This window comes from Butyricimonas sp. BSD2780061689_150309_C8, assembly GCF_015560935.1.
Taxonomy (GTDB): domain Bacteria; phylum Bacteroidota; class Bacteroidia; order Bacteroidales; family Marinifilaceae; genus Butyricimonas; species Butyricimonas paravirosa.
This window is the reverse complement of sequence record NZ_JADMSV010000009.1, coordinates 42,789-55,038: the sequence shown is the minus strand read 5'-3', so window position 1 is coordinate 55,038 and position 12,250 is coordinate 42,789. Positions and strand designations below refer to the sequence as shown.

The window sequence follows — 12,250 nt, the reverse complement described above, 5'->3', positions numbered from 1 at the left end:
TCTTCAGCGGTTTGTGACAGATAAAGACTCTGTTTCTTTATGAATCTTACGAACTTTATAAACTTTGCGAACTATTTTTTAAGTATTACTGCTAGTTTTTCAATACCCCATATGAGTAAAATACCAATGATACACATGAGGATTGCCTGCCATACAAGAGGATCGCTCTCGTTAACTTGCTCGAAGGTATTGGGGAGAACGTTTTTTTCAACATCAAAAGCAATCCCGTTAACCAGTTCTGTATCTGTAATTTTCCAGGGCCAGATTTTGTTGAGTGATCCGACCATGAATCCTGTTAATAGGGCTACTGTCATTCCATGATAGTTTTTCAATAACCAGGATAGCAAGTGTGAGAAAGCGACTATACCAGCCACAGCTCCAACTAAGAAGGTAAGTAGAACGGGAATGTTGAATTCGCTGACGGCGGTAATGATGTATTCGTATTTCCCTAAAAGTAACAGAATGAAGGCACCGGATATTCCCGGTAGGATCATGGCGCAAATGGCGATAGCCCCGGAAAGGAGAATAAACCACCAGTCATTCGGAGTACTGGTTGGGGAGAGAACCGTGATCGTGTACGCGATGATGGCGCCAACGATTAACGAGGTGATGGTTAGTATATCCCATTTTTTTATTTCTCTTGAAACCATGAGGGCAGAAATAATGATGAGACCAAAGAAAAAGGACCAAATGTATAACGGGTGGGTTTCTAGCAAGTATTTCATCAATTTTGCCAGTGAAAATATGGATATGGCAATACCTGCAACGACAGAAATTAAAAAGTTTCCGTTAATGTGTTTCCAAAACTCTTTTAACTGGAAGGTTCCCAACAAACGTAATGCTTTCAGGTTTATTGATCGAATCGACTCGATCAACTCTTCATAGATACCCGTGATAAATGCAATAGTACCTCCTGAAACACCCGGGATTACGTCTGCGGCACCCATGGCACATCCTCTAAGTACTAATAGTAAGTAGTTCTTTTTCTTCTCCATGAACAACAAATTAATTTCTTGATTTTAAATTTTAAATTTTAGATTTCCTTTCACGAATCAACATTTTTGATTTACGATTTATGAATTACCTGAAATCATAAATCGTAAATCTAAATTCATTTATTCTACTTTAAACACGTTACGGTGTTCAAAACGCAACAAGTCAAAGACAGTTTTTACCGGGGTGAAGGTGGATAGCGGAACTTCCACGAATATCGTGTTCCAATTGGCCATGGCACCATTCCACAATCCGGGTAGTTCTTGAACTTTAATATCTTTCCCGCCTAGTGATTTGCTGGTGATGAATCCCTGTGTGTTATCGATGTATTTGGTCAAGTCATATTTCTTACCTTTATAGTTATAGGTACTACATACGATGTCCACGGGATTAAAGTGGGTTGATTGGGTGAATATTTTTTTCTGATTTCGATCTTTCAGGTTGACTTGAGCGCTCTCCACGATCATCAAGCGTGTTGCATGTTCGTGGTCTTCAACCCAGAACGGTCCTCCACCCGGTTCTCCTTCATTTTTCACCATTCCGCATACACGCAATGGTCGATCAAGTAATTGTTTTAAATAAGCGACTCTTTCCTTACGGTCAGTATGAACTAATCCCTCTTTGGGTTTATAACCGAGGTGGTCGTAGATATATTGCTCGATTTCATTCAAATTTTCGTCTGTAATACTGTTTTTCTTGCTTAAGATTTTCATGTAATTGAAAATCTGGTTCTGTGTTTTTAACAAAACTCCGGCAAGGATTTTCTTGTATTTTACTGTGTCTGCCTTGCTACGATCGGGTGCCACGTTGTCAATGTTTTTGATGAAGATTAGGTCTTCTTTCAGGTCATTGAGGTTGTGAATCAATGCACCATGACCACCGGGGCGGAACACGATGTTTCCCTCGTTGTCTCTCACGAGATTATCTTCTGTATCGAGACTCACAGTATCTGTTGCTGGCGACTGGACAGAATACGTAATGTCGTATTTCAAGTTGAATTCTTTCTGGTAATTTTTGAGAACAGATTTCATGAGGGCTTTGAATTTGCCTATATGTTCTTCTGATACCGTGAAATGAATATGAGCTTCCTTACCGTCGTTGGCGTAGAGTGCCGCTTCTACCAAGTGTTCTTCAACAGCCGTGCGGATATGGTCCCTGTAAATATGGAAATCAATTAATCCCTTGGGTGTGGCATTGTAATTAAGCCCCTTGGGGGTAAGGATGTATTCTAGAATTTCAATGAGTTGATTCTTCCAGAGTAATTTGTCTAAATCAAGGCGATCTTTGTAAAGAGCCTCTTTTAGGTGTGGATAGAATGGAAATTCTTTCAATTTCTCGAAGAACGAGAATATACTTCCGGGTTCCTTGTCTTGCCGGAATTTCAAATAGTCTTCATCGCTACCCGTGTACGTGTTGAAAAACGTATTTAGCGTTTTGAACATGCGTGATGCGGAACCGGAGGCCGGAACCATTTTCACGATTTTCAACGAATTCATTCTTTCCTCGAAGATGCGGATGAATTCATCGGCTTGTTCGTCATTCAAACCGTAGATTCCGTTGTTTATTGTTGCCGCATCCCGAATCTGTACAAAATCAAACCCCTGCTTGAAATTTTCAAGCTGGTTTTCAATTTGCTCGGGTTTTATTCCCCTGCGTTTAAATTGTTTGAGATCACTTTTCGTGTACATAATTTCAGGTTTGTAAGTACGTAAATAGTTTTGCAAGTTACGAATTATTGTGCAGAAAGCAAAATTTGTCTTTTGCGTTGCAGGCTGCCGGGTGAGTCTCTGACTCTGAGGGTTATGGGTGTTTATCGTGAACTTGTAACTTGTTAGCTTGTTATTTATACGAGAAAGAAGACAATTAATTGTCTTCTTCTTCGTCATATAATTCTTCTTGATTCTCTAATTCGGTTTCGAAAAATTCTTCCGCTTCTTCCATGAGAGATTCAATGTCGTCTGTGCAGAGAGGCTCTTCGTCAATCCAGTAAATTTTCTGGTTGCTGTAAAAGCCATCCATGTCACATTGAATAATACATTGAGGCTTTTCCGTGTGCACAACATATACTAGATCTGGTGCTTCCTGGGAATTGTCTGCAATAAGAAATTTTGGTAACATGATGTTCACTGTTTTTAAATTTACGTGGCAAATATAGAAATAATTGAAAACGGTGATATTGAAAATTGAAAATTATTTTAAGGGTGGAATTTACTGGGGAAAATAATGTATCTTTAGGGCGAGAAATGAAATAAATATGATCGCATCAAGTTTACTATCAAATGTTGTACCGGTATTGAAGAAGGATGATACTTGTGCCCAGGCATTGGGGTGGATGGACTTGTTTCGGGTGTCTCATTTGCCTGTCTTGGATGGAGAAACGTACGTGGGGTTGTTATCTGATGAAATCATGTATGCGCACGGGAGTATTCATGATCCGATCGGTAAGTTGGATATACCCAGGGAAATGACTTTCGTTTACGAAGATGTACATATGTATGATGTTATCGGGGTTGCCTCTTCACGGCTTTTGTCGGTGGTACCGGTTTTGAACCGAAAAGAGGTATATCAGGGAGCTATTTTGTTAACAGACATCTTGCATAATATTGATAAACTTTTGTGTATAGACGATCCTGGCGGGATTATCGTGTTGGAAGTAAATAAAATTGATTATTCTTTGGCCGAGGTCGCCCAAATCGTGGAGTATAACGAGGCGAAGGTGTTGAGTTGCTATGTTACGTGTATGCCGGATTCTAATAAAGTGGCGATTACTCTTAAAGTGAATACGGCCCGGATAGAACCGATTCTGGATACTTTTATTCGTTATCGTTATGTGATCAAAAATACTTTTGTTTCCGGTGAAGAGATGAATGAAGAGATGAAAGATCGTTACGGGCAGTTGTTGAAGTTTATGGAAATGTAGGAAGTTTTAAATTAATTGAATCTAAAATAAATAGATGTGTTCAAAAATAAGTAAAGTTGCGATTTACGGACGGGTGATTCATGAAGAGTTTTATCCTTATTTCAAACAAATGTTGCGTGATCTGAATGAGCGAGGGGTTTGTTTGACTTGTTATAAACCTTTCTATGATTTTTTGAGGGAAAAATGTGGTATTTCTGATGTGTTTCAAGCGTTTTATGAGGAGGATGTTGATCGGGATACGGATGTTTTGTTCAGCGTGGGAGGAGACGGGACATTTCTTGATTCTGCGATGCGAGTGAAAAATCATGGTGTTCCTGTGTTGGGCATCAATAGCGGGCGGTTGGGTTTTTTGGCTAATATAGCTCAAGAAGAGATTCCTCAGGCTATTCATTGGTTATGTGCCGGAGACTTTGACGTGGAACAGCGTGCGTTGGTGAAATTCGAGATGAAAGATAATCCTTTTGCTGAATTTAATTATGCATTGAATGAGATAAGTGTATTGAAGACAGAACGTTCCTCTTTGTTGAAGGTTCATGCTTATATCGGGGAAGAATATCTCACCACATACTGGGCTGATGGCGTGATCGTGGCCACGCCTACCGGGTCTACTGCCTACTCGTTAAGTTGCGGGGGGCCGATCGTGGCTTTTGGTTGCGATAACTTGATCATAACTCCGGTAAGCCCGCATAATTTGAATATGCGTCCCTTGATTTTGCCTGGTAATGTGCAAATCCGTTTAAAAGTGGAGAGTCGTTCAGGAGACTTCATGTTGAGTGCTGATTCTCGTATGCAAAGAATGTCGGATAATCACGAATTATTTATATCTTCGGGCGATTTTAAAATGAATGTTGTGAAAATGCCTGATCATAGTTATTACGACACGTTACGGAATAAATTGAATTGGGGCGAGGACAAGAGAAACAAGAAAGATAAAAGTTGAAACAATTTTAAATAATAGGGTTAATTTTATTGGAGAGTGAAAAGTAATTTTCAATTTTCAATTTTCAATTTTCAATTAATTATGGATAAAGAGAATATACCGGAACACGTGGCAATTATTATGGATGGAAACGGAAGGTGGGCCAAAAGTCACGGTTTGGAGAGATGGGAAGGTCATAAAAAAGGAGTAGATGCGGTAAGAACAGCAATGGAGGCTGCCGGGGAGATCGGGGTGAAGTATTTGACTTTATATGCTTTTTCGATAGAGAACTGGAATCGTCCGAAGAAAGAGATAGACGTGTTGATGGGTTTGATGGTGGATGCTATTTTGGCTGAAACTGATAATTTGATGAGAAAACAAGTCCGGGTGAAGGCTATCGGGAATTTGTCGGATTTGCCGGAAGAGGTATATAACAAGTTACAGGGATTAATAACGAGAACGGCATCTAATACCGGGTTAACTCTAGTGTTGGCATTAAGTTATGGGGCAAGATGGGAGATTTTGACAGCGGCCAAGCGGATAGTTCAAGATGTGCGGGATGGCAAAATAGAAGATGTTGAGGCATTTACAGACGCAGATTTTTCCACTTACCTGACGACGTCGGGAATCCCTGATCCCGATTTATTGATCCGAACAAGTGGTGAATGTAGGCTTAGTAATTTCCTTTTATGGCAATTAGCGTATACTGAACTATATTTTCTTGATAAATTTTGGCCCGATTTTGAAAAAGAAGACTTATATTTGGCCATTCGTAATTTTCAAAAAAGAGAAAGACGATTCGGGTTAACCGGAGAGCAACTAAAAAAGTGACTCAGATGACAGGAAAAATAACGCTTTTATTAATCTTTATACTGTGTGTTTATGGGGCAAAGGCCCAAGTCGCAGATACGACACAACAATATGATATTTTTTATTCTTCGCCTAAAACTTACGAACTAGCTGGAGTGCGAGCTGTTGGGGGAGGGGAGAATTATGATGAGGATTATTTGGCACAGATGGCTGGATTGTCGATCGGGATGGCGGTACAGATTCCCGGAGAAACAATCACTCGTGCAATTAAGAGATTGTATGGGCATGGAATCTTTTCAGATGTATCTATTGCCATAGATAAGATCGAAGGAGATAAAGTTTATTTGGCTTTATATATAAAGGAGCGTCATAAACTTTCCAAGATTAATTATGTCGGGCTGAAAAAAGCAGAGGAGAATAAAATCAAAGAAAAGATGAATTTGTTACCGGGTGCCCAGGTGACAGATTTGATGAAGTCAAATCTAAAGATGCAGATCGAGAAGTATCTGAAAGAAAAGGGATATTATAACACGAATATCAGGATTATTCAACGTGATGATCCGGACCATAGTAATTTCGTGATCTTGGATGCTATCGTGGAGAAACATAATAAGATCAAGATTGACGAGATTATCATTACCGGAAATAAGTTAATGAAAGATGGTCGTCTGAAAGGTGCCATGAAGAAGACGAAAGAGAAATCTCTTCGTAATTTCTTCAAGTCGGCTAATTATATAGAAAAAAATTACGATGAAGATAAATTCCTTCTTGTTGATAAGTATAACGAGAAAGGTTTCCGGGATGCTGTGATCCTTTCGGATAGCGTGGTACAGATTTCACCTAAGCGGGTAAAAATTTATATTGATGTACAAGAAGGAAACAAATACTATTTCAATAATATTACATGGGTGGGTAACACCATTTATGGTTCAGATGTTTTGAGTGATGTGTTGAATATCAAGAAAGGTGATGTTTATAACAGTAAATATCTTGAGGAACGAATGACATCTGATGATGATGCTGTTTCTAATCTATATCAGAATAATGGTTACCTGTTCTCCCGGTTGGTTCCGGTGGAGACTATATCCGGAGAAGACTCCATTAACTTGGAAGTCCGGGTGGTTGAAGGTCCTCAAGCGACGATTAACAAAGTAATCATCAAAGGAAACAATCGAACGCACGAGCATGTAATTCGTCGGGAACTATATGTTTACCCGGGAGAATTGTTCAGTCGTGAGGATATTATACGAAGTGCCAGAGAGTTGGCGAATATGGGACATTTTGACCCGGAGCAGATTAAACCCGATTTGGCAAATGTGAATGCAGAGGCAGGAACGGCTGATGTCGTATTTGGTTTAGTTGAAAAAGCGAATGATAAAATCGAACTTTCCGGAGGTTGGGGAGCCGGTATGATCATTGGTTCTGTGGGATTGACCTTCACGAACTTCTCTATTCGTAATATATTTAATTGGGATTCTTACCGGCCTCTGCCGCAGGGAGATGGTCAGACGTTTAGTTTGAAGGCTCAGACGAATGGTAAATACTATACTTCTTTCAGTTTGTCTTTCCGTGAACCTTGGTTAGGTGGAAGAAAGCCGAATTCATTGAGTGTATCATTGTATTTCTCTCGGCAAACGGGATATTCCAGTAGTTACCGGAACTCTTATTATATGAGTAATACTTCTCAGATGTACGACTCTCGTCAGTTAATGTTGACTTACGGTCTTAGCGTGGGATTAGGACGACGAATTAACTGGCCGGATAACTGGTTTACGATGTATAATGAGATTTCGTTCCAGCGTTATCAGTTGAAGAATTGGCCGTATTATATCTTCAGTGATGGTAACTCTAATAACTTGTCTATCGCAACGGTTATCAAGAGAAGTTCTATTGACAACCCGCTGTTTACAAGAATGGGTAGTGAATTCACATTCTCATTGACATTGACTCCGCCGTATTCCTTGTTCTCAAACCGTCATTTCGAGGCAGAGAAGGATCAAGTGAAGTATAGATGGATCGAATATCATAAGTGGAAATTCAGCGGAAAGATTTTCATGCCGTTGACTCGTAGTGAGAAACGTCCGTTAGTGTTGTATGCTTCGGCACAGTACGGGTACTTGGGTTACTATGATAAGAACAAAAAATCTCCGTTCGAGGGATTCGAGATGGGTGGTGACGGAATGTCAGGATATAGCTTGTATGGTAGAGAATACGTGGGATTACGCGGTTATGAAAACGGATCATTGACTAATGCCGGTTCATCTTTTATTGCCCCGAAATCTTCAGATGCAAGCTTGTATTCCAAGTTCACGATGGAGTTGCGTTACCCGATTTCTTTGGCACAATCAGCAACGATTTATGCTTTAGGATTCTTGGAAGCAGGTAACTCTTGGTACGAGTTGAAAGATTTTGAACCCTTCAATTTGTACCGTTCTGCCGGCGTCGGTTTGCGTGTATTCCTCCCGATGTTTGGTTTGCTCGGTATTGACTGGGGATATGGATTTGACGATGTGCCGGGACGTAGTGGTGCTGGTGGTTCACAATTCCACTTCGTGTTAGGACAAGAATTTTAGAAATGGAGTGATTTAGTGATTGCAGGTTTCGTGATTTAATACAATCACATAATCGTAAATCACTGAATCTCTAAATAATTTTGAGCTTCTTTGCATACATTATGTATGTAGGCTAGGAAAAGGAATTTTATTTTATTACTTTTGTAGATCATTTTAAAGACAAACATTATGAAGAATACGTTGAAATTATTTGCTTTAGTAGCATTTATGTTTGCTGCTTTTGCTACTTCTGCTCAAACTGCAAAACCAATTAAGTTAGGTCATCTTGATGTTCAAAAGGTGATGACAAGTATGCCGGAGTTTAAAAAGGCACAGGATGATTTAGCAGCTAAGGAGCAAGAGATTAGAAAAGAATTGACTGCAATGCACGAGAATTATCAAAAATTGATGCAAGAATATCAGGCCAATGCTAAAACACTGACTGAATTAAGCCGTACAGCTAAAGAACAAGAAATTCAAGGATTGGCAGAGAGAATTCAAAACTTTCAACAATTAGCTCAAGAACAAATGGCTAAGACTCAGGAAGATTTATTAGCGCCGATTATTACTAAAATTCAAAATGCAGTTCAAGCCGTAGGCAAAGAAGGTGGTTTCACTTATATTTTTGCTGCAACTCCTAATTTTGGTCAAGGTGCATTATTGTACATGGCTGATAATAGTGAGGATGTGTTACCGCTGGTAAAGAAAAAATTAGGTATTCAATAATTTATATATATAATGAAATAAAGTCGCCCTTTGGGCGGCTTTTTTTTTGCATTCTTTGGGAATAAAAGGTATATTAGCAGCTATAAATTTAATATAATAGACATATGTCTTGTCCGATTGGGGTGTTTGATTCCGGATATGGGGGATTGACGATATTGAAAGATATTGTAAAAGAGATGCCTGAGTATGATTATATTTACTTGGGAGATAATGCCCGTACACCTTATGGAACTCGTTCTTTTGATGTTGTTTACAAGTACACGCGAGAGGCGGTTTTAAAGTTGTTCGGGATGGGGTGTAAGCTGGTTATTCTGGCCTGTAACACGGCCTCGGCGAAAGCACTACGGACGATACAGCAAGTCGATTTGCCCCAGATAGATCCTCAACGAAGAGTGTTAGGGGTTATTCGTCCCAGCGTCGAGGCTGTGGCGGATTTTACCGGGAATGGGCATATCGGTATCTTGGCAACTTCGGGGACCGTGGCGTCTGAGTCGTATTTGTTGGAGATTGCCAAAATTCATTCGGAGAAGGGATTTCTGGTCACGCAGCAGGCTTGTCCCATGTGGGTTCCGATCGTGGAGAATAACGAGATGAATTCTCCGGGGGCGGCTTTCTTTGTACAGAAGTATATAGATACAATTCTGCAAGCTGATTCGCAGATTGACACTCTCGTGTTGGCTTGTACGCATTATCCGTTGTTGAGAAGTGTTATTGACCGCTTTATTCCGGAAGGGATAACCGTCATCCAGCAGGGTGAAATTGTAGCACGAAGTTTGAAAGACTATTTGTGTCGACACCCGGAGATGGAACGAGAACTTTCCCGGGGGGGGCAGATTGAATTCTTGACCACGGAGAAAGGTGGAATGTTTGATAAGATGGCAGCGCTATTTATGCAGGCGGAAGTGACATCCCGGCATGTAGAACTGTAAAAATAGAGATTCAATAATTTAGAATTTAAAGTTTAGAATTTAGAATGAATGGAATCGCTGTCTTCTTCTATCTAAAATTTAAAATCTAAAATTTAAAATTGTTTTAGGTTATGGACGAGCAGGAAATGATTGAAACGGCTTTCGATGATTTGATAAAATCTTTGCGAAAGGGGACGACTGAGGAGAGTGTGAAAATGATTCGCAGGGCATTTGAATTTGCCCGGGAAGCTCATCAAGGAGTTAGACGTAAGTCAGGGGAACCTTATATATTGCATCCCTTGGCCGTGGCGAAGATTGCGGTAAAGGAGATCGGATTGGGTACGAAATCGGCTGTAGCTGCACTCCTGCATGATGTGGTGGAAGATACCGATTACACGGTGGAGGATATTGCCAATCTTTTTGGCCCTAAAATAGCTTCACTCGTTGACGGGTTGACGAAAATTAGCGAGGTTATGGGGTCTAATACGACCAAGCAGGCCGAGAGTTTTCGTAAGATGATTCTGACGTTAGCAGATGATGTGAGGGTAATTCTGATCAAGATTGCTGACCGTTTGCATAATATGCGAACGCTTGATTCCATGCCGGAACATAAACAAGTGAAGATAGCGAGTGAAACACTCTATATATATGCCCCCTTGGCGCATCGTATGGGATTGCATGCGATCAAGACGGAGTTAGAGGATTTGAGTCTGAAGTACGAGAATCCGGTTGAATACCAGGAACTGGAGAAACGAATTCATGATTACCGGGATGAACATACCGGTTTGTATCAGCAATTTATTGCTCCGATTCGGGAGCGTTTAACAGAGAGTGGGTATCATTATGATATAACAGCACGAACGAAAAGTGTCTATTCTGTGTGGTCCAAGATGCAGCGTAGGCACATTTCTTTTGAAGAGATATATGATTTGCTTGCCGTGAGGATCGTGTTCGATCCGAAGGATAATCAACCGGAGAAATGGCAATGTTGGAATATTTACTCGTTGATTACTGATATGTATAGTCCAAAACCGGAGAGAATCCGGGATTGGGTGAGTGTTCCGAAGGCTAATGGGTACGAGGCCTTACATCTTACCGTTATGGGGCCCGGGGGAAAGTGGATAGAGGTGCAGATTCGTTCCCGTCGGATGGATGAGATTGCCGAGAAGGGATTGGCTGCACACTGGAAATACAAGGGGGATAATGCCGAAGCGAGTAACGAGGTGGACAAGTGGTTGGCGGGTATCAAGGAGATGTTGGAGCAGCCGGGAACTGATGCGTTGGAATTTTTAGATGAATTTAAACTTAATCTTTTTGCCAAGGAGATCCGGGTGTTTACCCCGAAGGGGGAGATGAGAACACTTCCGAAAGGAGCTTCTGTTTTGGACTTTGCTTATGATATTCACACGGAGATCGGGAATTCATGTATAGGCGGTAAGGTGAATCACAAACTGGTCCCGATGAGTCATCGGTTACAGAGTGGCGACCAGGTTGAGGTGCTGACCAGCGATAAACAGAAGCCACAGAGTGATTGGCTTGATTTTATCGTTACTGCTAAGGCTCGGAATAATATACTTATGGTTTTCCGGAGAGAGAAAAAAGAGCAAATCCGTATCGGAACTACCATGTTTGAAAAATTGCTGGAAGATATGAAATTGCCTTTCGGGGCGGAAAATCTGAATAAGGCTTTATTACATTTGAAGTTGCAGCATAAAGATGATCTATACGTGAGTCTTGCTAAAGGACATTTGGACATAGAGGAGGTGCGTAAAGCCTTAAAGAAGAAGTCAGAAAATAAATTTGTCAAGTATTGGAAACTCCAGTTCTTCAAGAGCGACAAGGATAAGCCCGTGCCGGATAAAGAGAAAGAAGAAGAGAAGGGGAAAGTAATTAATGATATTATCGATGATGCTTCTGATTTTATCATTGCTCCGTGCTGTAACCCTATCCCGGGTGACGATGTTGTTGGCATGAAGATTGATGGGGATAAGATTACTGTGCATAAACGGAAATGCCCGGAGGCAATCCGATTGATGTCCAGTTACGGGGACAAAATTGTTCCCGTGAAATGGGTCAGTCACAAGATCATGTCTTTCCTTGCCGTGATCAAATTAAACGGTATTGATAGCATCGGAATCGTGAGTGATATTACGATGATTATATCAAAAGAGAGTAACGTGAACATGAGGACGGTGCATTTTGAAACCAAGGATGGGATTTTCGAGGGGATGATCCATTTGTACGTGCATAACACGGCCGACTTGAATAATTTAATGATGAAGATCGCGTCTCTGAAGGGAGTGGAGAACGTTTCTCGGGTAGAGAATTTAGATGTCTAAATTAAATTTTGTCTAAATAAAGATAGAACTTCGGATAATTATTGTAACTTAGCGATGTTGTAAATAGAATTAGCTTTGGACTC

At 40.6% G+C, this 12,250-nt stretch carries 10 protein-coding genes; 7 read left to right on the top strand and 3 right to left on the bottom strand.

What is annotated here, in order from left to right; genetic code table 11:
* Window positions 1–71: 71 nt before the first annotated feature.
* The 3 genes from I2I33_RS09325 to I2I33_RS09315 form a co-directional block, all read right to left on the bottom strand.
* Window positions 72–995, bottom strand: a complete 924-nt coding sequence (locus I2I33_RS09325; RefSeq protein ID WP_229128249.1) for a DUF368 domain-containing protein — start codon at window positions 993–995, stop codon at window positions 72–74.
* A 120-nt stretch (window positions 996–1,115) separates the two neighbouring features.
* Entirely contained in the window at window positions 1,116–2,681 is a 1,566-nt protein-coding gene (locus I2I33_RS09320) for a DUF4301 family protein (RefSeq protein WP_087421708.1), read from the bottom strand.
* 175 nt (window positions 2,682–2,856) lie between these two features.
* Window positions 2,857–3,111 (bottom strand): hypothetical protein, encoded by a 255-nt coding sequence (locus I2I33_RS09315; RefSeq protein WP_087421709.1) that lies wholly within the window; start codon window positions 3,109–3,111, stop codon window positions 2,857–2,859.
* Between the two features lie 136 nt (window positions 3,112–3,247).
* Here I2I33_RS09315 and I2I33_RS09310 point away from each other — a divergent pair, with 136 nt between their 5' ends.
* The 7 genes from I2I33_RS09310 (at window position 3,248) to I2I33_RS09280 (ending at window position 12,167) form a co-directional block, all read left to right on the top strand.
* Window positions 3,248–3,913, top strand: a complete 666-nt coding sequence (locus I2I33_RS09310; protein WP_087421710.1) for a CBS domain-containing protein — start codon at window positions 3,248–3,250, stop codon at window positions 3,911–3,913.
* 34 nt (window positions 3,914–3,947) lie between these two features.
* Complete coding sequence (locus tag I2I33_RS09305; RefSeq protein WP_087421711.1) at window positions 3,948–4,853, top strand: NAD kinase; 906 nt, start codon at window positions 3,948–3,950, stop codon at window positions 4,851–4,853.
* Window positions 4,854–4,934: 81 nt separating this feature from the next.
* A complete protein-coding gene (locus I2I33_RS09300; protein ID WP_087421712.1) occupies window positions 4,935–5,663 on the top strand; it encodes an isoprenyl transferase in 729 nt (242 codons plus the stop codon).
* A gap of 5 nt (window positions 5,664–5,668) precedes the next feature.
* Window positions 5,669–8,215, top strand: coding sequence for an outer membrane protein assembly factor (locus I2I33_RS09295; protein WP_087421713.1), 2,547 nt, complete (start codon window positions 5,669–5,671; stop codon window positions 8,213–8,215).
* Window positions 8,216–8,383: 168 nt separating this feature from the next.
* Window positions 8,384–8,920, top strand: coding sequence for an OmpH family outer membrane protein (locus tag I2I33_RS09290; RefSeq protein ID WP_087421714.1), 537 nt, complete (start codon window positions 8,384–8,386; stop codon window positions 8,918–8,920).
* 104 nt (window positions 8,921–9,024) lie between these two features.
* Window positions 9,025–9,849: a glutamate racemase gene (gene murI, locus I2I33_RS09285; protein ID WP_087421715.1), complete on the top strand. Its 825-nt coding sequence runs from the start codon at window positions 9,025–9,027 to the stop codon at window positions 9,847–9,849.
* A gap of 110 nt (window positions 9,850–9,959) precedes the next feature.
* Window positions 9,960–12,167, top strand: coding sequence for a RelA/SpoT family protein (locus tag I2I33_RS09280; protein ID WP_087421716.1), 2,208 nt, complete (start codon window positions 9,960–9,962; stop codon window positions 12,165–12,167).
* Window positions 12,168–12,250 lie beyond the last annotated feature (83 nt).

Bases quoted from the DNA above. Each gene is read 5' to 3' on its own strand.
- I2I33_RS09320 (WP_087421708.1), bottom strand. From the start codon at position 2,681: ATGTACACGAAAAGTGATCTCAAACAATTTAAACGCAGGGGAATAAAA.
- I2I33_RS09310 (WP_087421710.1), top strand. From the start codon at position 3,248: ATGATCGCATCAAGTTTACTATCAAATGTTGTACCGGTATTGAAGAAG.
- I2I33_RS09280 (WP_087421716.1), top strand. From the start codon at position 9,960: ATGGACGAGCAGGAAATGATTGAAACGGCTTTCGATGATTTGATAAAA.
- I2I33_RS09295 (WP_087421713.1), top strand. From the start codon at position 5,669: ATGACAGGAAAAATAACGCTTTTATTAATCTTTATACTGTGTGTTTAT.
- I2I33_RS09325 (WP_229128249.1), bottom strand. From the start codon at position 995: ATGGAGAAGAAAAAGAACTACTTACTATTAGTACTTAGAGGATGTGCC.
- I2I33_RS09290 (WP_087421714.1), top strand. From the start codon at position 8,384: ATGAAGAATACGTTGAAATTATTTGCTTTAGTAGCATTTATGTTTGCT.
- I2I33_RS09315 (WP_087421709.1), bottom strand. From the start codon at position 3,111: ATGTTACCAAAATTTCTTATTGCAGACAATTCCCAGGAAGCACCAGAT.
- I2I33_RS09305 (WP_087421711.1), top strand. From the start codon at position 3,948: ATGTGTTCAAAAATAAGTAAAGTTGCGATTTACGGACGGGTGATTCAT.
- I2I33_RS09300 (WP_087421712.1), top strand. From the start codon at position 4,935: ATGGATAAAGAGAATATACCGGAACACGTGGCAATTATTATGGATGGA.
- murI (WP_087421715.1), top strand. From the start codon at position 9,025: ATGTCTTGTCCGATTGGGGTGTTTGATTCCGGATATGGGGGATTGACG.